Origin of the sequence: Streptomyces sp. NPDC005281, assembly GCF_040607495.1 — a bacterium.
In the GTDB taxonomy this organism is placed as follows: domain Bacteria; phylum Actinomycetota; class Actinomycetes; order Streptomycetales; family Streptomycetaceae; genus Streptomyces.
The window spans coordinates 187,150-207,746 of the sequence record NZ_JBEXGX010000003.1 but is presented as its reverse complement, the minus strand read 5'-3'; the positions used below and the strand labels follow the sequence as shown (position 1 = coordinate 207,746).

General features: G+C 67.5%; 19 protein-coding genes. 9 read left to right on the top strand and 10 right to left on the bottom strand.

Translation table 11 applies throughout. The annotated features are described in order from the left end of the window. The first annotated feature begins 86 nt into the window (after positions 1-86). Positions 87-599, top strand: coding sequence for a hypothetical protein (locus tag ABZV42_RS06090; RefSeq protein ID WP_355983581.1), 513 nt, complete (start codon positions 87-89; stop codon positions 597-599). A 203-nt stretch (positions 600-802) separates the two neighbouring features. Then, positions 803-1,648 (top strand): hypothetical protein, encoded by an 846-nt coding sequence (locus ABZV42_RS06085; protein WP_356050989.1) that lies wholly within the window; start codon positions 803-805, stop codon positions 1,646-1,648. Between the two features lie 99 nt (positions 1,649-1,747). On the opposite strand, the gene ABZV42_RS06080 is transcribed toward ABZV42_RS06085, so the two are convergent. Then, entirely contained in the window at positions 1,748-3,214 is a 1,467-nt protein-coding gene (locus ABZV42_RS06080; protein ID WP_355983583.1) for a CCA tRNA nucleotidyltransferase, read from the bottom strand. 222 nt (positions 3,215-3,436) lie between these two features. On the opposite strand from ABZV42_RS06080, the gene ABZV42_RS06075 reads away from it, so the two are divergent. The 7 genes from ABZV42_RS06075 to trxA all read left to right on the top strand — a co-directional run bounded on the left by ABZV42_RS06075 (position 3,437) and on the right by trxA (position 13,235). Further along, positions 3,437-5,866 carry a DUF6049 family protein gene (locus ABZV42_RS06075; RefSeq protein ID WP_355983584.1) on the top strand — a complete coding sequence of 810 codons (2,430 nt, stop codon included), beginning with the start codon at positions 3,437-3,439 and terminating at the stop codon, positions 5,864-5,866. Between the two features lie 46 nt (positions 5,867-5,912). Continuing rightward, a complete protein-coding gene (gene murJ / locus ABZV42_RS06070; protein ID WP_355983585.1) occupies positions 5,913-8,156 on the top strand; it encodes a murein biosynthesis integral membrane protein MurJ in 2,244 nt (747 codons plus the stop codon). 118 nt (positions 8,157-8,274) lie between these two features. Then, complete coding sequence (locus tag ABZV42_RS06065) at positions 8,275-9,993, top strand: protein kinase family protein (RefSeq protein WP_356050988.1); 1,719 nt, start codon at positions 8,275-8,277, stop codon at positions 9,991-9,993. A gap of 29 nt (positions 9,994-10,022) precedes the next feature. Continuing rightward, positions 10,023-10,754, top strand: coding sequence for an RNA polymerase sigma factor SigM (sigM, locus tag ABZV42_RS06060; RefSeq protein ID WP_355983587.1), 732 nt, complete (start codon positions 10,023-10,025; stop codon positions 10,752-10,754). Then, positions 10,751-11,650 (top strand): hypothetical protein, encoded by a 900-nt coding sequence (locus ABZV42_RS06055; protein WP_356050987.1) that lies wholly within the window; start codon positions 10,751-10,753, stop codon positions 11,648-11,650. Before sigM ends, ABZV42_RS06055 begins: the two co-directional genes overlap by 4 nt. Before the next feature lie 248 nt (positions 11,651-11,898). Then, positions 11,899-12,858, top strand: a complete 960-nt coding sequence (gene trxB / locus ABZV42_RS06050; RefSeq protein WP_355983589.1) for a thioredoxin-disulfide reductase — start codon at positions 11,899-11,901, stop codon at positions 12,856-12,858. Positions 12,859-12,902: 44 nt separating this feature from the next. After that, positions 12,903-13,235, top strand: a complete 333-nt coding sequence (gene trxA, locus ABZV42_RS06045; protein ID WP_151471039.1) for a thioredoxin — start codon at positions 12,903-12,905, stop codon at positions 13,233-13,235. Between the two features lie 148 nt (positions 13,236-13,383). Here trxA and ABZV42_RS06040 read toward each other — a convergent pair whose 3' ends face one another. From ABZV42_RS06040 to rpmH, 9 genes are all read right to left on the bottom strand, one after another. Continuing rightward, the gene (locus ABZV42_RS06040) at positions 13,384-14,001 is read right to left on the bottom strand and encodes a GNAT family N-acetyltransferase (protein ID WP_355983590.1); all 618 of its coding nucleotides are present in this window, start codon (positions 13,999-14,001) and stop codon (positions 13,384-13,386) included. 326 nt (positions 14,002-14,327) lie between these two features. Next, complete coding sequence (locus ABZV42_RS06035) at positions 14,328-15,422, bottom strand: ParB/RepB/Spo0J family partition protein (protein ID WP_355983591.1); 1,095 nt, start codon at positions 15,420-15,422, stop codon at positions 14,328-14,330. After that, positions 15,419-16,492, bottom strand: coding sequence for a ParA family protein (locus ABZV42_RS06030; protein WP_355983601.1), 1,074 nt, complete (start codon positions 16,490-16,492; stop codon positions 15,419-15,421). Before ABZV42_RS06030 ends, ABZV42_RS06035 begins: the two co-directional genes overlap by 4 nt. A gap of 361 nt (positions 16,493-16,853) precedes the next feature. Further along, the gene (rsmG, locus tag ABZV42_RS06025; protein ID WP_356050986.1) at positions 16,854-17,570 is read right to left on the bottom strand and encodes a 16S rRNA (guanine(527)-N(7))-methyltransferase RsmG; all 717 of its coding nucleotides are present in this window, start codon (positions 17,568-17,570) and stop codon (positions 16,854-16,856) included. Between the two features lie 118 nt (positions 17,571-17,688). Then, positions 17,689-18,201 (bottom strand): R3H domain-containing nucleic acid-binding protein, encoded by a 513-nt coding sequence (locus ABZV42_RS06020; RefSeq protein WP_355983593.1) that lies wholly within the window; start codon positions 18,199-18,201, stop codon positions 17,689-17,691. A gap of 15 nt (positions 18,202-18,216) precedes the next feature. After that, positions 18,217-19,512, bottom strand: a complete 1,296-nt coding sequence (gene yidC, locus ABZV42_RS06015) for a membrane protein insertase YidC (RefSeq protein ID WP_356050985.1) — start codon at positions 19,510-19,512, stop codon at positions 18,217-18,219. Between the two features lie 3 nt (positions 19,513-19,515). After that, positions 19,516-19,869, bottom strand: a complete 354-nt coding sequence (yidD, locus tag ABZV42_RS06010) for a membrane protein insertion efficiency factor YidD (protein ID WP_355981756.1) — start codon at positions 19,867-19,869, stop codon at positions 19,516-19,518. Next, positions 19,866-20,237 (bottom strand): ribonuclease P protein component, encoded by a 372-nt coding sequence (gene rnpA, locus ABZV42_RS06005; protein WP_356050984.1) that lies wholly within the window; start codon positions 20,235-20,237, stop codon positions 19,866-19,868. The genes yidD and rnpA overlap by 4 nt, the downstream gene beginning before the upstream one ends. Positions 20,238-20,258: 21 nt before the next feature. Beyond that, a complete protein-coding gene (gene rpmH, locus ABZV42_RS06000) occupies positions 20,259-20,396 on the bottom strand; it encodes a 50S ribosomal protein L34 (RefSeq protein ID WP_100597229.1) in 138 nt (45 codons plus the stop codon). Positions 20,397-20,597: the final 201 nt, after the last annotated feature.

Genomic DNA, 20,597 nt, shown 5'->3' with positions numbered 1-20,597 from the left:
TCTGGCCACTGCGTTGTCACAGAGGCCGGATAGCTTACGTGCGTCTTACGTTCGCGTCACGCACCTACGTTCCAGGGGGACCCCCAGTGACAACTCCGCCGCCCCAGGGCCAGAACCCGTTCGCACAGGGGCAGCAGCCCTACGGTCAGCCGCCCCAGGGCCAGGCGCCGTACGGGCAGCAGCCCCCGCAGGGTTACCCGCAGCAACCGGGTCAGCCCGGGTTCCCGCAACAGCCGGCCCCCGGCTACGCCCCGGTCCCCCCGCAGCGCCCGAAGCGCGGCATCAAGCAGTACCTGCGCATAGTCGTTGTCGTCGCGGGTCTCGGCGTCATCGTGGGCGGCTGGCTGATCCACAGCAACAGCGAGGACGCCAAGAAGTTGGCTGTCGGCGACTGCCTGTACAACAAGGGCACCGGCAACAACCCGGACGTCATCCAGGTGGACTGCACCGACTCCAAGGCAACGCACAAGGTCCTCAAGAAGGCGGACGGCGCATCGCTTCCCTCCCTCACGTGCCAGAACGTCGCGGGCACGACGGCAACGCTGACGTGGAAGGAAACCGGCGAGTCCTTCACTCTCTGTCTCGGATCGAACAAGTAGCCCGCGCAGACAGATATCAGCAGGGATGTTTCACGTGAAACATCACCGACCAGCGACCGGCGCCGTATCAGCTCCACGATGCAGCGCCGCCTGCATGCAGCCGCCTCTCCGCCGATCCTCAACACCACCTGTCGCTCTGAAGAACCTCAAATTCCTTGCTCCCGAGGCAGTTTGATTGAAAGCATCTTGTCTCGTGCCCGGCAATGACCAAGCCCAGCACGACGACTGAGAGATTTTCGCTTCAGAAATCGGGGAACAACGTGAAGACGCGCACCATGCATGGAATGGCGGCGGTACTCAGTGCCGTTGGTATCCTCACCGCCACCGCATCGCAGGTTTCCGCTGCCGAGGCTACACAGACCTCGACCAAGCAGATCGATCCCGCCGCCACGCCGGCCGCGTACGTCAACTACCTGCGCCACTCTCACGAAGACGGCGCCGCCGATGCCCTCAAGAAGTTCCGGCATCTGACACGGACCGAACAGGCCAAGTTCATCGGTTACCTGCACGACCCGGCGCTGCTCAAGTCGTTCCTCAACAAGGCCGCAGAACAGGGAAGCGGGCTGTCTGCCCGTTCACAGAACACCAGCAATACGACATCGCTGCGCAATGGCGACGTCACCATTGGGCAAGAGAGCACCATCAGCGGGATTTCCACCGCCGCGGCCCGTCCACTGCCCAGCGGAAACCACACGGTGACCTACACAACCTATGTGAAGTATCTGGGCATCAAGGTGATCAAGCTCAGCCTGTGGGAGAACTTCCATAGCAATGGGCGGGATATCACCAAGGTGAACTACGCCGACGCCGCCAAGAGGAACATCACCGGCGTCATCAGCATCTCCAAAGGCACCCCGAAGAAGGTACTGAGCAACTGGCGTTGGTGCCCACGCGGCGGCCGCTGCACGAGCGGCCACAACGCCGATGCTTCGGTCGTCTGGGAAGGCGGCGTGCTGATCAGGGGAAGCAACTGGCAGTTCGACAAGGAGCAATGGATGAGGGTCAACATATACGGCGAGCTCGAAAACTGCTCCCTGCGCAACGTGTAGGCCGGCTGAACAACACAATGGCTCGCTGACTCCTCGATCTCCTGTGAAGGGTCGCCATGTTTCACGTGAAACATGGCGACCCTTCACAGGTCTCAGCTCTCAGCCCTGCTCGGCCCACCATTCCTTCAGCGCCGTCACCGCGGCGTCACGCTCCATCGGCCCGTTCTCGAGGCGCAGCTCCAGCAGGAACTTGTAGGCCTGACCGATCGCGGGGCCGGGGTCGATGCCCAGGATCCGCATGATCTCGTTGCCGTCGAGGTCGGGACGGATCGCGTCGAGCTCTTCCTGCTCCTTGAGCTCGGCGATGCGGTCCTCCAGCCCGTCGTAGGCGCGGGAGAGCGCGGTCGCCCTGCGCTTGTTGCGCGTGGTGCAGTCGGAACGGGTCAGCTTGTGGAGACGGTCGAGGAGCGGACCCGCGTCGCGGACATAGCGGCGGACGGCCGAGTCCGTCCACTCGCCGGTGCCGTACCCGTGGAAGCGCAGATGCAGTTCGACCAGACGTGAGACGTCCTTGACGAGGTCGTTCGAGTATTTGAGCGCCGCCATCCGCTTCTTGGTCATCTTGGCGCCCACCATTTCGTGGTGGTGGAAAGAGACCCGTCCGTCCTGCTCGAAGCGTCGCGTCCGCGGCTTGCCGATGTCGTGGAGCAGCGCGGCGAGCCTGAGCGTCAGATCGGGCCCGTTCTCCTCCAGCGCCATCGCCTGTTCCAGAACGATCAGCGTGTGCTCGTAGACGTCCTTGTGCCGATGGTGCTCGTCCCTCTCCAGACGCAGGGCGGGAAGCTCCGGGAGCACGTGCTCGGCGAGCCCTGTGTCCACCAGCAGAGTCAGACCCTTGCGCGGGTGTGCGGACTGGATCAGCTTGTTCAGTTCGTCCCGTACCCGCTCCGCGGAGACGATCTCGATACGTCCGGCCATGTCCGTCATGGCGGCGACGACCTCGGGTGCCACCTCGAAGTCGAGCTGCGCGGCGAAGCGCGCGGCCCGCATCATCCGCAGCGGATCGTCGGAGAAGGAGGCTTCCGGGGTGCCCGGGGTGCGCAGAACACGGGCGGCAAGGTCGTCCCGGCCGCCGTACGGGTCGATGAACACCTTCTCCGGCAGCGCGACGGCCATCGCGTTCACCGTGAAGTCGCGGCGCACGAGGTCTTCCTCGATGGAGTCGCCGTAGGAGACCTCCGGCTTGCGCGAGGTCCGGTCGTACGACTCGGAGCGGTACGTCGTGATCTCGATCTGGAACGACTGCTCCACATCGCCCACGCGGGCTTCCTTCTGGGCCCCGACCGTGCCGAAGGCGATCCCGACCTCCCACAGCGCGTCCGCCCAGGGCCGGACGATCTTGAGTACGTCCTCGGGCCGGGCATCCGTCGTGAAGTCCAGATCGTTGCCGAGCCGGCCGAGGAGCGCGTCCCGGACCGACCCGCCGACCAGGGCGAGCGAGAACCCGGCCTCCTGGAAACGGCGGGCGAGCTCGTCGGCGACAGGAGAGACCCGCAGCAGTTCACTCACCGCGCGGCGCTGCACCTGGCTCAGGGCACTGGAATTGTCTTCGTTGGCGTTCGGCACAACAGAAAAGGGTACGTGGCCGCAGCCATGGGGGGCGCCTGGATAAATCCCACACCTGCTCCCACATCTTTTCCCGGGCAGAATAGGTACACATACAGGACAGTCGGCTCTCATTCCTGATCTTGCGGACCACTCCGCGGCACTTACTCTCAGCGCACCTCGTTACCATGCGTGGACGCACATTCCGACGACCACTGACGACGACGAGGGACGGGCGAGCGCGTGGCCGAGGCGGCAGACTTCCAAGGGACCAGTCCCTCACCTGCCCGCCGGTGGCTCCGGCGGGGCGGTGCACTGCTGGCCGGGGCGCCGCTGCTGGCCGGGCTGCTCCAGCTGCCCTTGAGCACGCCCTCCCAGGCCGCCGAGAAGGCCTCTGTGGCCACTGCCACGGGGTCGTCCGGTCCCGTGGACGTCAGTCTCGACTCGCTGAACCCCAGCACCCCCACCGACGGCGACACGATCACGGTCTCGGGCTCGGTCACCAACAAGGGCAAGCAGACGGTCACGGACGCCCATGTGGGCATCCGCGTCGGCCCGTCCCTGAACACCCGCTCCGCCATCGACACCGCCTCGAGGCGCACGAGCTTCCAGCCCGGCCTCGACCCGCTGGAGGTCGGCGGCAAATACGTCGCGAAGGTCACCAAGCTCGCCGCGGGCAGCTCGGAGCACTTCAGCATCTCGGTGCCCGCCAAGAACCTCGACCTCGGCGCGGACGGGGTCTACCAACTCGGTGTGTCGCTCACGGGCCGGACCACCGCGCAGCCGTGGGACCAGGTCCTCGGTATCGAGCGGACGTTCCTGCCCTGGCAGCCCGACGCGGCGGACACGAAGACGAAGACGACCTACCTCTGGCCGCTCATCTCCGCCGTCCACCTCACGGCGGAGACCGGTTCCGACGCCCAGCAGACGCCCGTGTTCAAGAACGACGATCTGGCCAAGGAGATCTCTCCGGGCGGACGCCTGGACCAGCTCCTGTCGCTGGGCAGTCAGCTCGACATCACCTGGGTCCTCGACCCGGACCTGCTGGCCTCCGTCGACGCGATGCGGGGCGGCTACCGGATCCAGCAGGAGAACGGCACGACTGTCGCCGGGAGGAACCAGGCGGTGGCCAACGCCTGGCTCGACAAGCTCGAGAAGACGGTCCGGGGCCAGAGCGTCGTCGCCCTCCCCTTCGCCGACCCCGACCTCGCCTCGCTCGCCCACCACGGCAAGGACGTCACCGGTTCCCTGAGCCATCTCAAGGACGCAACCGATGTGGCGGCCAGCACGGTGGAGACGGTCATCCATGTGAAGCCGAACACGGAGTTCGCCTGGCCCGCCGACGGCGCGGTGGACCCGTCGATCATCAAGGTGGCCACGTCGGCCGGCGCGGACAAGGTGATCGCCCGCAGCGACAGCCTGCGCGAGACGGGCGGCCTGTCCTACACACCCAGCGCCGCCCGCCCCATCGGCGGCGGAACCACGGCGGTGGTCGCGGACGAACGGCTGTCGACCGTGTTCCAGGGCGACATGATGAAGGCGGACGACTCGACACTCGCCGTCCAGAAGTTCCTCGCGCAGAGCCTGATGATCAACCTTCAGGAGTCGAAGAACGAGCGCAGCATCGTCGTCGCTCCGCAGCGCATGCCCACGGTGAGCCAGGCACAGTCCATGGCCGAGGGGCTGCGCGCCCTCCAGCAGGGGAACTGGTCGCAGTCCCAGGGCCTGACCGAGGCTGCCAAGGCCAAGCCGGACCCCGGCGCCACCACCCGGGTGCCGCCCACGTCCTCGTACCCCTCGTCGCTGCGCCACCGGGAGCTGCCGCGCTCGGCGTTCGAGAGGATCCAGGCGACGCAGGCCAAGCTCGACAAGTTCCGGACGATCCTGAGCGACGAGTCCCGGGTGGTCACGCCGTTCGGGCGGGCCGTAGACCGGGGGATGTCGGCGTCCTGGCGCGGCCGGACCGCGGAGGCGGCGGACTTCCGGCAGGGTGTGGAGACGTACCTCGACGGGCTCATGGGCCTGGTGCACCTCATCCAGAAGTCGGACGCGAAGCTCTCCGGGCGCAGCGCCACGATCCCCGTGACCGTCCAGAACAACCTCGTGCAGGGCGTCGGCCACCTGGTGCTGCGCCTCACCTCGCAGCAGCCGACCCGTCTCAAGATCGGCAACGGTCCGTACGACGAGCAGCGGATCCAGGTCGCGGGCGAGCACAGCCAGTCGGTCAAGTTCACGACATCCACCCAGGCCAACGGCCCCGTGCAGGTCGTCGCCCAGCTCTACACGGAGGACGGGCAGCCGTACGGTGACCCGGTCCCCTTTGAGGTGAAGGTCACCGAGATCACCTCCACCGTGATGCTCGTCATCGGCGGCGGCGTCCTGCTTCTCGTGCTCGCCGGTTTCCGGATGTACACGCAGCGTAAGCGTGCGGCGGCCCGGCAGGCCGAGGAGGACGGGGAGAACACGGAGAGCGGTCCGGAGGCAGGGGGCGGGAGCGAGGGCGCGGAGGGCACCGTGGACACTGACTCCACCGCAGACTCCGCGGCCGGACCCGAACGGGCTTCCGCCTCGGAGTCCGGGGCAGACGACCCGGAGCACCCGAGTGACCCAACACCGGACACCGCACCGGAAAGCGCCGACCCGTCCGGCACGGGTGAGAGAGTGGACCGTTGAGCGATGTCGTGGCCGGTGGGCCCGGGGACGATGAGGTGGGGTAACCATGAACGCGCCGTACGACGGTGACCGCGGCCAGGGCGCGGGATCCTCGGGCTACCCCGAGGACTACCCGGACCGGGACGCGGGCCGCTCCGGCCACCCCGAGGGCACGCCGGAGACCGCTCACATGCAGCAGGGGTCTCCCGCGGACATGTACCTCCAGGACGCCTACGACCAGGATCCCTACCGGGCCCAGGACCTCTCGGCCCAGGACCCGGTGGCCGAGGCGCTCTACGACCGTGCCGCGCACCCGCCGCCGGCGCCCGGAACGTACGCCCCCCAGCAGCCGCTGTACGCACAGCCGCCCTCGTCGCAGTACGCACCCGACCCCCGGCTGTGGGCCCAGACACCGCCTCCGGAGCCGGCCGGGCCGACGCGTCACCTGCCGTACGGGGACGACGCCCGGACCACCCAGTACGTGGGCGTGGACGACCTGGTCACCCAGGCCGGCGAGGAACAGCATGAGCCCGACGCCTTCGCTCATCTCTTCCGCGACCAGCAGCAGGGCGGCGTCCGGCATGCCTACGCCTCTTCCGCCTCCCCCGCGGTCCCCGCGCCGGCGCCCGAGCCGGCCCCGGCCGCGGTTCAGCCTCCCGCGGCCGCACAGGCGAAGTCCGGCGGCCGTGCTTCCGGCCTGCTGAAGTCGAGTGCGGTGATGGCGGCGGGCACCCTGGTGTCCCGTCTCACCGGCTTCGTCCGAACCATGATCATCACTGCGGCTCTGGGCGCGGCGACGCTCGGCGACGCCTGGACCGTCGCGTACACCCTGCCGACGATGATCTACATCCTGACCGTCGGCGGCGGCCTCAACTCGGTCTTCGTGCCCCAGCTGGTGCGCTCCATGAAGGAGGACGAGGACGGCGGTGAGGCGTACGCCAACCGCCTGCTGACGCTCGTCATGGTCGCCCTCGGCGTGATCGTCACCGCCGCGGTCTTCATCGCCCCGCTGCTGATCCAGCTGATGTCGGACTCCATCGCGAGCGACCCGGCGTCGAACAACGTGGCCGTCTCCTTCGCCCGCTACTGCCTGCCCACGATCTTCTTCATGGGCGTGCACGTGGTCATGGGCCAGATCCTCAACGCCCGCGGGAAGTTCGGCGCGATGATGTGGACCCCGGTCCTGAACAACATCGTCATGATCTTCACGTTCGGCATGTTCCTCTGGGTCTACGGCACCTCCCGGCACTCCGGAATGACGGTGGACAACATCCCGCCGGACGGCATCCGTCTGCTGGGCATCGGCACCCTGCTCGGCCTGGTCGTACAGGCCACCGCGATGGTCCCGTACCTGCGCGAGGCCGGGTTCCGGTTCCGTCCGCGCTTCGACTGGCGGGGCCACGGCCTCGGCAAGGCCGTCAAGCTCGCCAAGTGGACCGTGCTCTTCGTTCTCGCCAACCAGGCGGGCGTCCTCGTCGTCACGCAGCTGGCCACGGCGGCCGGCAAGGCCTCCGGCCGGGACGGAGCGGGCATCCTGGCCTACGCCAACGCCCAGCTCATCTGGGGCATGCCGCAGGCGATCATCACGGTCTCGGTCATGGCGGCCATGCTTCCGCGGATCTCGCGGGCGGCCCACGACGGAGACCCGGGAGCGGTCCGTGACGACATCTCGCAGGGTCTGCGGACCTCGGCGGTGGCGATCGTCCCGGTCGCCTTCATGTTCGTCGCCCTCGGCATCCCGATGTGCACCCTGCTCTTCGGCTCCAGCGGCATCCAGGCCGCCGAGTCCCAGGGCTATGTCCTCATGGCCTTCGCCCTCGGCCTGATCCCGTTCTCGGTGCAGTACGTCGTCCTGCGCGGCTTCTACGCCTACGAGGACACCCGCACCCCCTTCTACAACACGGTCATCGTGGCCGCCGTCAACGCGGCCGCCTCGGCCCTCTGCTACGTGGTGCTGCCGGCCCAGTGGGCGGTCGTCGGCATGGCCGGCGCGTACGGGCTGGCTTACGCCGTGGGCGTCGGAGTGGCCTGGCAGCGACTGCGCAGGCGGCTGGGCGGCGACCTGGACGGCGCCCGTGTGCTGCGCACGTACGCGCGCCTGTGCCTGGCCTCCGTCCCTGGCGCCGTGGTGGGCGGCGCCGTAGGCTTCGCGATCACCCGGGTGCTCGGGCACGGCGCGATCGGTTCGATCGCGGCGCTCGTCGCCGGATCGATCGCTCTGCTCGGTGTCTTCTACGTCGCCGCGCGCAAGATGCGCATCGAAGAACTCAACTCAATGGTCGGGATGGTCCGCGGGCGTCTGGGGCGCTGAGGCGGGGGTACGCGCACAACCATCGTCCGTCGCCGTGTGTCGTGCATAGCGCCGGACTATGGGCACAATTGGTTTCTGCGTCGGACAGCGCGCAATGGATGGGGAGGCAGGGACGACGGTGGCGGAACGGAGCACGGCTGCCGTCGACGTGGCAGACAACAGCGGTGACGAACCGCTGACCGCCAAGGCGGACCAAACCACGTCCGACGGGGTGGCCCTCAACCGGGAGCGGGAAACGGACAGCGAAGAGGCACAGGGGAGCGGCGGGACCGAGGGTCCCGGAAAGGCCTCACCGCCCGAACTGCACAGTGGTCACAAACTCGCCAGGCGCTATCGCCTGGAAGAGTGCGTCACCCGACTGGATGGTTTCAGCAGTTGGCGCGCGATGGACGAGAAACTCCGCCGTGCCGTCGGAGTCCATCTGCTGCCCGCCGATCATCCGCGAGCCCGCTCGGTACTGGCGGCGGCCCGTTCCTCCGCCCTGCTGGGCGATCCCCGGTTCGTCCAGGTCCTGGACGCGGTCGAGGAGAACGACCTCGTCTACGTGGTGCACGAGTGGCTGCCGGACGCCACGGAACTCACCGCCCTCATCGCCTCGGGCCCCCTCGAGGTGCACGAGGCCTACCAGATGGTCAGTCAGGTCTCGGGGGCCATGGCCGCCGCGCACCGCGAGGGCCTCGCCCATCTCAAGCTGACCCCGGGTGCCGTGCTGCGCACGTCCAGCGGTCAGTGGCGCATCCGTGGGCTCGCCGTGAACGCGGCGCTGCGCGGCATCACTTCGGAGACCCCGCAGCGCACCGACACAGAGGCGATCGGCGCACTCCTGTACGCCGCCCTCACCCAGCGCTGGCCGTACGAGAACGACGCCTACGGCCTGTCAGGGCTGCCCAAGGGTGTCGGTCTCATCGCACCCGACCAGGTGCGGGCCGGTGTCCACCGGGGCCTGTCGGAGCTCGCCATGCGCGCGCTCGCCAACGACGGTGCGACCGCCTCTCGCAACGAGTCCCCGTGCACCACGCCGGAGGAGCTCGTGAAGGCGATCGGCGAGATGCCCCGCATCCGCCCGCCGGAGCCCGCGTTCACCGCACCGCCCGAGTACCAGCGCACGACGTACCAGCAGGGCACGTACGGCCGGCAGTCGCCGCGCCCGGGCGTCACCCAGCCCCTGCCGACTCCGCCGCCTCCGCTGCAGAGCCGTACCGGCACGGCCCTGAAGTGGGCCGTCTCGGCTCTCCTCATCGCCGCACTGGGCCTGGGCAGTTGGCAGCTCGCGGACGCGCTGATGGACCACGGCAAGCCCGACGACACCAAGAAGACCCAGACGACGGACGGCAACGAGAAGAGCGGCGACAAGAGCAAGCCGGTCAGGCCGATCGCGATCAAGGGTGCGCAGGAGTACTACCCGGACGGGAAGCCCCAGCACCCCGCGGACGTGGGGCTCACCTACGACGGTGACAGCAGCACGTACTGGCGGACGTACTCCTACAGTGGCGGCCCCACCCTGGCGCCGTTCAAGGAGGGAGTGGGCGTCGTCTACGACCTCGGGTCCACGCAGAGCGTGTCGGCGGCCTCGATAGGGCTGAACTACGGCGGCAACCGGACGACGGCGTCTTTGTACGCCGCCGACTCGATGTCGTCCTCGACACCCATCGGCTCCATGAAGAAGATCACCGATCCCGCCGCCACCTCCGGAAGGCTCCTGAAGCTCTCCGCGGCCAAGCCGGTGGAGACTCGTTACGTGCTGGTGTGGATCACCGCGGCCCCCTACTCGGGCAAGGACCAGTACAGCGGCGCCGGCTACAAGCAGGGCATCACGGATGTGAAGTTCAGCGGCTGACGCTCGTCGACGGAGGGGAGGGGGGTCCGATGGCCGATGAAGCCGAACACGGCATAGCAAGCGATCAGGACCTCCTGGCCCGCCACGTCGATGGCGATCCAGACGCCTTCGGTGAGCTTGTGCGGCGTCATCGCGACCGCCTGTGGGCCGTGGCCCTGCGGACGCTGGGAGACCGCGAGGAAGCCGCTGACGCGGTCCAGGACGCACTTGTCTCGGCCTATCGGGCCGCCCACACTTTCCGGGGCCAGTCGGCCGTCACGACCTGGCTGCACCGCATCACGGTGAACGCCTGCCTGGACCGGGCCCGCAAGGCAGCCTCCAGGAAGACGTCCCCTGTCGATGACACCCAGCGCCTGGAGCAGCTGCTCGAACCTCACGAGTCGGCCGCGGCCCCGGCCGAGCGCAACGACCTCCACCGTGAACTCATCGGCGCTCTGGGGACCCTGCCCGCCGACCAGCGCGCCGCCCTCGTCCTGGTGGACATGCAGGGCTACCCCGTGGCGGAGGCTGCCCGCATCCTCGACGTCCCGACCGGCACGGTGAAGAGCCGCTGTGCCCGCGGGAGAGCCAGACTCCTTCCCTTGCTCGCTCATCTCCGGCCACGGAAGCCCGATGACGCGGAGACGAAGAAGTCGGGCAGCGGACGGAACCGGACTCAGGGGACATCCGTCCCACCCGCAGCGGGACCCCACGCATCAGGTCCCCGCGACCCAGGGCCAAGCGATTCAGCTGCTGTGAAGGGCGGAGGTGGGCGGGCGTGACATCCACGACGGACAAGGCCGGGCACCCCGACGTCGCGGAGATCGCCGACCTCTCCGCGGGCCTGCTCTCGCCTTCCCGGACCGCGGACGTTCGACAACACCTCGAGGGGTGCTCCCTCTGCTCCGAGGTCCATGACTCCCTGGAGGAGATCCGCGGTCTCCTCGGCACTCTGCCGGGTCCCCCGCGCATGCCCGACGATGTCGCCGAACGCATCGATGCCGCCCTCGCCGCGGAAGCCCTGCTGAGCGCAACAGCCCCCGATGACGCAGCCGATACCGATCGTGCTCATGTTTCACGTGAAACGTCGACTGCCGACAGTCCTTCAGGGCATCCCCGTGGGGCCACCGGCCCGGGTCGCTCCCATCGAGCACGCCGTGGACGCCGCAGGACGGTCCTTCTCACCACCGCCTTCGCGGCCGCGGCTCTGGGGCTGGGTGCGATCCTCGTCCAGTCCCTGGGCGGTGACAGCTCTGGCACTCCTCAGACGGCAAGCCGGCGCGAGTCGGGGTCGCTGAGCACCTTCTCCGAGAAGACACTGCACGGCGAGGTCTCGGACCTTCTCACGAAGAACAAGAAGTCGGGTGACAGTCCAGACAGCGCCAAATCCTGGGGTGTCCAGTCGCAGGACGCCGGAACCGACCCGGGCGATGTGAAGACCTTGATCACCCCTACGCCCGCCGTTCCGCAGTGTGTCGAGCAGGGCACAGGGGACCCGGGGGTGCTCCTCGCCGCGAAGGCGGGCTCGTTCCAGGGGAAGGGTGTCTATCTCCTCGTGGTGTCCGATGTCGCCGACAGGGCGAAGGTCACGGCCTACATCGTTGACGCCGCCTGCGAGAAGCAGGCCTCACCGTCGCCCGGCAAGCTGCTGCTGACGCGGTCCTACCCACGTTCCTGACCGCGACTGCTGCCGGCTTCCGACACATCGCCCACGGCCGTCCCGAGCGTCTCATCAGCACGCCTTGCCACTCAGGGGCACAGAGGTATGCCGCCCTCGGATGGCTTGGCGTCACCGTCCGGCATTCAGTCTCCGTGTGCCCTGACACAGCGGGAATTGAAGCCCCTTAGGATCCGTTGGGTGGGGTGAGAGTACTGAGAGTTGCTCCCACCGGTACGCAGCAGTCTCCAGAGACGAGGAATCAAGCCGTGAGCGACGTCCGTAACGTGATCATCATCGGGTCTGGGCCCGCCGGCTACACGGCGGCGCTCTACACCGCGCGCGCGTCGCTGAAGCCGCTGGTCTTCGAAGGCGCCGTCACCGCGGGCGGTGCGCTGATGAACACCACCGAGGTCGAGAACTTCCCCGGCTTCCAGGACGGGATCATGGGCCCGGAGCTCATGGACAACATGCGCGCCCAGGCCGAGCGCTTCGGTGCCGAGCTGGTCCCGGACGATGTCGTCGCCGTCGACCTGGCGGGCGAGATCAAGACCGTCACGGACACCGCCGGCACTGTGCACCGCGCCAAGGCCGTGATCGTCACGACCGGCTCGCAGCACCGCAAGCTCGGCCTCCCCAACGAGGACACGCTCTCCGGACGTGGCGTCTCCTGGTGCGCGACCTGTGACGGCTTCTTCTTCAAGGACCACGACATCGCCGTGATCGGCGGTGGCGACACCGCGATGGAGGAGGCCACCTTCCTCTCACGCTTCGCCAAGTCCGTCACCATCGTTCACCGCCGGGACAGCCTCCGCGCCTCCAAGGCGATGCAGGAGCGCGCCTTCGCCGACCCGAAGATCAAGTTCGTCTGGGACAGCGAGATCGCCGAGATCAAGGGCAACCCGAAGCTGGCCGGTCTGACGCTGCGCAACCTCAAGACCGGCGAGATCTCGGAGCTGCCGGTGACGGGTCTGTTCATCGCCATCGGTCACGACCCGCGCACCGAGCTCTTCAAGGGCCAGCTCGACCTGGACGGCGAGGGCTACCTGAAGGTCGCCGCGCCGTCGACCCGCACCAACATGACGGGCGTCTTCGGCGCCGGTGACGTCGTCGACCACACGTACCGCCAGGCGATCACCGCAGCCGGCACCGGCTGCTCGGCCGCCCTCGACGCCGAGCGCTACCTCGCCGCCCTCGCGGACAGTGAGACCGCAGCCGCCACCGTCTGATCGCCCCCTTCCTCCCCACCGAAAAACAGATTAAGGAGCCCGCCGTGGCCGGCACCCTCAAGAACGTGACCGACGACTCCTTCGAGCAGGACGTCCTCAAGAACGACAAGCCCGTCCTCGTGGACTTCTGGGCCGCCTGGTGCGGTCCGTGCCGCCAGATCGCTCCGTCGCTCGAGGCCATCGCCGCGGAGCACGGCGACAAGATCGAGATCGTCAAGCTCAACATCGACGAGAACCCGGCGACGGCCGCCAAGTACGGTGTCATGTCTATCCCGACCCTGAACGTCTACCAGGGTGGCGAGGTCGCCAAGACCATCGTCGGTGCCAAGCCGAAGGCCGCGATCGTGCGTGACCTCGAGGAGTTCATCGCCGAGTAGGCGTCGACGGCCGCACACGCGGCGTTGTGTTTCACGTGAAACACGGATGGGCCGGCCCTGGTGGGCTGGCCCATTTGTTTTGCTCGAGAGATGCCGGGGCGCAGGAAGCGTGCCAGCCCCGCATACCCTTGCGGTCGTCGGCCGCCCCTCACAGAGGGCGAAGCGCGGGCTCCTTCTGTACCGCTCCGAGGAGCCGGTCCAGCGCCATCTCCACGTCTTCCTTCCAGGAGAGCGTGGTCCGCAGTTCCAGCCTCAGTCGTGGGTACCTGAGGTGAGGACGCACGGTCTTGAAGCCCACCGCGACGAGATGGTCGGCGGGGAGAACACAGGCGGGGTCCTTCCACCGGGCGTCTCCGAAAGCCTCGATCGCCTTGAATCCCCGGCGAAGCAGATCCTTAGCCACCGTCTGGACAAGCACCCGGCCGAGCCCCTGACCCTGATAGCCCGGCATGATGAACGAGGTCATGAGCTGAACGGCGTCCGGAGCGACGGGGCTCGTGGGGAACGCCGTGGAGCGGGGGACGTAGGCCGGCGGTGCGTAGAGCACGTAACCCACCGGCACATCGTCCACGTAGGCGACACGGCCGCAGGATCCCCAGTCCAGCAGAACCGAGGAGATCCAGGCTTCCTTCTCCATGGCGCTTGTGCCCGCTTTTACCGCGGCTTCACCGCTGACAGGATCCAGTTCCCAGAAGACGCACGCACGACAGTGGTTGGGAAGGTCCGGAAGGTTGTCCAGCGTGAGCGGTACGAACCGGCGCCCCATGAAGGATGTTCCTCGCTTCGTTCGCCCGCGGCGTCACGGGCGGCTGTCAGATGGCTCCGCTCTCTGAGCAGGCTGCCGACGAACCCGCCGACCGCTCCCAGGCCCAGACCTGCGGTCACCAGTCCGGTACGGCTCACGGTCTGCATGACCCCCGCCTCCCCGATGAAGGTGCTTCCAGGTGGATCGCCATACCCATCGCATCGTATCCACGATGCGATTCCATCGATACCGCCGGAAAGCAAAGAGCGGGCCGTGTTCCGGCTCTTACCGGACACGGCCCGCTCTTCCGGTGGACCGATCGCAGATCGGTCCACCGGTACGCAGACTCAGCCTTCAGCGTCGTCGGAGTCGTCGTCCAGAAGGCTCTTCTGAAGGACCGGTCCCTCGCCCGGGGCGAGGGATCCGAGGATGCGCTCAAGGTCTTCCATCGAAGCGAACTCGACAGTGATCTTGCCCTTCTTCTGGCCCAGGTCGACCTTCACCCGGGTCTCGAAGCGGTCCGAGAGGCGCGTCGCCAGATCGCTGAGCGCCGGTGAGACCAGGCTGCCGGCCCGCGGTCCCTTGGAGCGCTGAGCCGACTGCGGACGCGACCCCATGAGAGTCACGATCTCCTCCACGGCTCGCACCGAGAGCCCCTCGGCGACGATGCGGTGAGCCAGGCGGTCCTGCTCCTCCGAGTCGTCGACCGAGAGAAGCGCCCGCGCATGCCCTGCGGAGAGAACCCCGGCAGCCACACGACGCTGAACCGAAGGGGAGAGCTTCAGCAGACGCAGGGTGTTGGAGACCTGAGGACGCGACCGTCCGATCCGGTCCGCCAGCTGATCGTGCGTGCAGTTGAAGTCCTTGAGCAGCTGGTCGTAGGCCGCCGCCTCTTCCAGCGGGTTCAGCTGAGCCCGGTGGAGGTTCTCGAGGAGCGCGTCCAGGAGGAGCTTCTCGTCCTCTGTGGCTCGCACGATCGCGGGAATGGCCTCGAGCCCCGCCTCACGGCAGGCCCGGAAGCGGCGCTCTCCCATGATGAGCTCGTAGCGCCCGGGGCCCACCTGGCGGACGACGACGGGCTGGAGGAGACCGACCTCCTTGATGGAGGTGACCAGCTCGGCGAGAGCGTCCTCGTCGAAGATCTCACGCGGCTGGCGCGGGTTCGGCGTGATGACGTCGAGGGGCAGCTCGGCGAAGTGGGCGCCGACGGGAGCCTGAAGCGTCTCCGGCGATCCGCTCGACGCCCCGTCCTCTGTTTCATGTGAAACGAAGGGCAGCGTGGTCACCTTCGCAGCCGCCACCCCGCGCTCCGCCGTGAGCACGGGGCCGGCAGGCGGGGCGATGGGTGCCCCACTCGCCGAACCAACCGGACGCTCACCTGTCGGAGCCGCAGGGATCAGTGCGCCAAGGCCCCGCCCCAGACCCCGTCGTCGGTCGCTCACTGGATCCCCTCCACCAAGTTCTGATCGTTCTGTCCGCCCACATGGGCATGTTGCGCGTCGTACGCCACTCCGACTCCTCGCAGGGCGATTTCGCGCGCGGCCTCAAGATACGAGAGAGCACCGCTCGAACCCGGATCGTAAGTCAGAACCGTCTGCCCGTAGCTCGGGGCCTCCGAAATTCGTACCGAGCGCGGGATGCTCGTCCGCAGCACCTCCTTGCCGAAGTGGCTGCGCACCTCCTCCGCGACCTGGGATGCGAGGCGGGTTCGACCGTCGTACATCGTGAGCAGAATCGTCGAGACGTGGAGGTCGGGGTTGAGATGCCCGCGCACCAGGTCGACGTTGCGCAGAAGCTGCCCCAGGCCTTCGAGTGCGTAGTACTCGCACTGGATGGGGATGAGGACCTCCGCGCCGGCGACCAGAGCGTTGACCGTCAGCAGGCCGAGCGACGGCGGGCAGTCGATGAGGATGTAGTCCAGCGGCTGCTCGTACGCCAGGATCGCCCGTTCCAGTCGGCTCTCACGGGCCACCAGCGACACCAGTTCGATCTCCGCACCGGCGAGATCGATGGTGGCGGGGGCACAGAAGAGACCCTCGACATCAGGAACCGGCTGAACGACTTCGGAGAGCGGCCTGCTGTCGATCAGCACGTCATAGATCGACGGAACCTCGGCGTGGTGATCGATACCCAGCGCCGTGGAGGCATTGCCCTGAGGATCCAGGTCGATCACCAGGACCCGGGCGCCGTGCAGGGCCAGCGAGGCGGCAAGGTTGACCGTGGTCGTGGTCTTACCCACCCCGCCCTTCTGGTTGGCGACCACCATGACTCGGGTCTGCTCGGGCCGTGGCAGGCCCTCACCGGCGCGACCTAGCGCCTCCACAGCAAGTTGGGCAGCACGACCGATAGGAGTGTCGTCCATCGGGGGCGGTGTTTCACGTGAAACATCCTCCCCCATCGACTCGGTACGGGGACCGGGGACCGGATCGGTCATCGGTCCCGCGATGTTGGCGTCGGACCGCAAGGATTCACTCTCCTCGACTTCAGGCTCGCAATGCACAGAGCCTCCCATGCCTTTGGGGTCGTGAACCAGCGAGGCCCGTTGTTCTGTGGAGAAATCCACCTCTGTGGACAACTTCCCACCCCCTCCGAGTGACCCGAGAGGCCTCCGATCGCGGGGTTCGGCCGCAGCTCGGCCGCGACTGATGATGCCGTGCAACAGTGAGCGACGTTTCACGTGAAACACGATGCCGAGCCCGCTGGGACCATCGGGGCGCGACACTCCGATATGCACTGCTTTGGAAGCTTTTGCGCAATAGGTCGCATCATCGGGATCGATCCGCTAGAAGTGAGAAACAACTCCTGGCTCCGAACAGCGGAACTCCCGGCCCTTGCGCGGGAACCGGGAGTCGCGACACTCACATCGTCCAGGGTCAGCGTCGACGACGCGTCCGGACCGTCCTGGCGGCCTTGGCCCGCTTCGCCGCGAAGCGCACACCTCCGGGGCTCTCGCCCACCTCCACCCGCACCACGGTGGACATCGGATCCACGATGCCCTCACCTACGTGTAGGACGGAGGTCTCCACCGCACCGAGCTTGCTCAGTGCGGTGGCGGAGGCCTTCAGCTCCTCTTCGGCGGTGTCGCCCTTGAGGGCCAGCATCTCGCCGTACGGCCGCAGCAGCGGGATACCCCACGCCGCCAGCCGGTCGAGGGGGGCGACCGCCCTGGCGGTGACCACGTGAACCGGCTGAAGCGTCCCCATGACCTCCTCGGCGCGGCCTCGCACCACGGTCACATGGTCGAGACCGAGCAGCTCGACGACCTCCGTGAGGAAGTTGGTCCGGCGCAGCAGCGGCTCCAGCAGGGTGATCTTGAGATCCTCGCGGACGAGCGCCAGGGGAATGCCGGGCAGCCCCGCACCCGAACCGACGTCGCACACGGTCACGCCCTCGGGGACGACCTCGGAGAGCACCGCGCAGTTCAGCAGGTGCCGCTCCCACAGCCGGGGCACCTCGCGCGGGCCGATCAGCCCACGCTGCACTCCCGCCTCGGCCAGCAGTTCCGCGTACCGGACCGCGTCCGCGAAGCGATCACCGAATACTTCGCGCGCCTGCTCGGGCGCGGGGGGAAGCTCAGCTGCCTCCGTCACGGGGGACCGTCCTTCCGTACCGCTTGAGCGCACTGAGCGCTGATCACCAGGACTATCAGGCTGACAAAATTCGGCCCCGTCTGCGCAACAGACGGGGCCGAAGGAACGTACGTACCGATCAGGCGGGGAGCACGACGACGAAGCGCTGCGGCTCCTCGCCCTCGGACTCGCTGCGCAGACCCGCGGCCTTGACCGCGTCGTGCACGACCTTGCGCTCGAAGGGCGTCATCGGGTCCATCTTGACCGGCTCACCCGAGCTCTTGACCTCGGCGGCGGCCTTGGCGCCCAGCTCGGAGAGCTCTTCGCGCTTCCTGGCCCGGAATCCCGCGATGTCCAGCATCAGCCGGCTGCGGTCCCCGGTCTCCCGGTGAACGGCCAGGCGCGTGAGCTCCTGGAGTGCTTCCAGCACCTCGCCGTCACGGCCGACCAGCTTCTGCAGATCGCGGCCGGCCGAGTCGCTGATGATCGAGACAGCGGCGCGGTCGGCCTCGACGTCCATGTCGATGTCGCCGTCGAGATCGGCGATGTCGAGCAGACCCTCGAGGTAGTCCGCAGCGATCTCGCCTTCCTGCTCCAGGCGGGTCAGGGTGTCGCCCTCAGCGGCGGCGGAGGTGGTGGTGCCTTCCGTCACGGGATGGACTCCTTCTTACTTCTTGGACGGGGACTTGGGCCGCTGCGGACCCTTGCGTTGTCCGGACTGGGCCTTGCTGCGGGTACCGGTGCCGGGCTTGTTGCCGGTTCCGGTGGCCGGCTTCGCGGCGGAGGGCTCGGCGTCCTCGGGCTCGTCGGACTTGCTCAGCGAAGTCTTCGGCTCCGGCTCGTCTGCCGGTGCGCTGCCGGAGGTACCCGACTGACGCTGCGCCTTGGACTGGCGCTTCGGCTGCTGGCGCTTGGGAGCGGCGGCAGCGGTGGTCGTCGTGGTGCCGTCCTCGGACTCGACGACCACCGCGGTGTCGCTGGTCATCACCAGGCCGTCGGGCTGGGCCACGAGGCCCGCCTTGGTCAGGCTGTTGATGAACTTGCGCTCGAACTCGTTGCGGTCGCGGCCCTTGGAGACGATGGCCTTGACGATGGCCTTCTCGCCGCGTCCGCGCGTCTTGCCGTGCTGCGTGACGTGCTTCTGGAGGCGCTCCAGGTAAGCGGCCTGAGCCTTCGAACCCGGGGTCGGGTTGTTGCGGATGACGTACATCTGCTGGCCCATGGTCCACACGTTGGTGGTCAGCCAGTAGACGAGGACACCGACCGGGAAGTTGATGCCGAAGACGGCGAACATGACCGGGAAGACGTACATCAGCATCTTCTGCTGCTGCATGAAGGGCGTCTTCACCGTGGTGTCGACGTTCTTCGTCATCAGCTGACGCTGGGTGTAGAACTGCGATCCCGACATCATCACGATCATGATCGCGGTGACGACACGGACGTCGGTCAGCGTGGCGCCGAGCTGGGCGACCGTCTCGGCGCTGTCGGTGAACTTGGCCGCGAGCGGGGCACCGAAGATGTGGGCCTTACGGGCGCTGGCGAGCAGCTGGTCGTCGATGACGCCGATCGTCGTGCCCGTCGCGATGCCGTTGAGCACGTGGTACAGCGCGAAGAAGAATGGCGACTGGGCCAGGATGGGAAGGCACGAGGAGAGCGGGTTGGTACCCGTCTCCTTGTACAGCTTCATCATCTCTTCGGACTGGCGCTGCTTGTCGTTCTTGTAGCGCTCCTGGATCTTCTTCATCTCGGGCTGAAGCGTCTGCATCGCCCGAGTGGCCTTGATCTGCTTCACGAAGAGCGGGATCAGGCAGATTCGGATCAGGATCACCAGGGACACGATGGACAAGCCCCAGGCCCAGCCCGTATCGGGACCGAAGATCTTCCCGTACACGGCGTGGAACTGGACGATGACCCAGGAAACAGGTGTCGTGATGAAGCTGAAAAGACTGGCAATCGTGTCCACTAATCAAGCTCCTTGAGCATGGGACGGGGTCTCTGCGGCCGGGCCCGGGGAAGTGGTGTCCCCGGTGGCCGGTACGGCGGCGGAGGTCCCGCCCTTGCGTGCACGCCAGGCGTTACGCAGCAATTCGTGCCATCGCGGGCGCTTGCGCTGCGGAACATGGTCCACACCGCCCAGCGACCACGGATTGCACCGGAGGATGCGCCAGGCGGTGAGTGCCGTTCCCTTGATCGCACCGTGCCGGTCGATGGCTGTGTAGCCGTAGCGGGAGCACGACGGGTAGTACTTGCAGACCGGCCCGAGCAACGGGCTGATCGTCCACTGGTAGAGCTTGATGAGAGCAAGCAGTGGGTACTTCATCGCGCGCCCCCTCCCAGCAGCCGCTGAAGGGCGGCATCCAGGTCTCGGGCCAGCTGTTCATGGTCGGCGTCACCCGCACCGGGCAGCGCTCGTACGACTACCAGGCTACCGGGGGGCAACAGGGCGACTCGGTCGCGCATCAGATGGCGAAGTCTGCGCTTCACCTTGTTGCGCACGACCGCTCCACCCACGGCTTTGCTCACGACGAAACCCGCACGCGTCGAGGGAGCGCTCTCCCCAGGCGCGTGCGGGTCCGGTGCACCGCTATGTAGATGGACGACGAGAAGCGGGCGTCCGGCCCGGCGTCCTCGGCGTACCGCGGTCGCGAAGTCTTCGCGCCGCCTCAGCCGATGCTCGGTAGGCAGCACGAGATCATGACCTGTTTGCTATCAGGCGGACAGTTCGGCGCGACCCTTGCCACGACGGTTCGCGAGAATCGCGCGGCCGGCACGGGTGCGCATCCGCAGGCGGAAGCCGTGGGTCTTGGCGCGACGACGGTTGTTCGGCTGGAAGGTGCGCTTGCTCACTAGGGGGCTCCAGAAAGAATCGGTGGTGGCGGGGTGCCGTCCTGGCTGTCACCGTGCGCCCACGAGGAAACTCGCATTACGCCCGAGTGCACCGCTTCCCGATCGCTCTTCGCGATCTGTGCCCATCGGAGGCAGGCGGCAGCAGCCATCGACAACTCGACCTGGTTACGGTACGCGCGGCTACGCCATCCGGTCAAACCA

Excerpts from the sequence above, each read along its gene's own strand:
- ABZV42_RS06085 (WP_356050989.1), top strand. The coding sequence starts at position 803 with ATGACCAAGCCCAGCACGACGACTGAGAGATTTTCGCTTCAGAAATCG.
- murJ (WP_355983585.1), top strand. The coding sequence starts at position 5,913 with ATGAACGCGCCGTACGACGGTGACCGCGGCCAGGGCGCGGGATCCTCG.
- sigM (WP_355983587.1), top strand. The coding sequence starts at position 10,023 with ATGGCCGATGAAGCCGAACACGGCATAGCAAGCGATCAGGACCTCCTG.
- ABZV42_RS06040 (WP_355983590.1), bottom strand. The coding sequence starts at position 14,001 with ATGGGGCGCCGGTTCGTACCGCTCACGCTGGACAACCTTCCGGACCTT.
- ABZV42_RS06030 (WP_355983601.1), bottom strand. The coding sequence starts at position 16,492 with ATGGGAGGCTCTGTGCATTGCGAGCCTGAAGTCGAGGAGAGTGAATCC.
- yidD (WP_355981756.1), bottom strand. The coding sequence starts at position 19,869 with ATGAAGTACCCACTGCTTGCTCTCATCAAGCTCTACCAGTGGACGATC.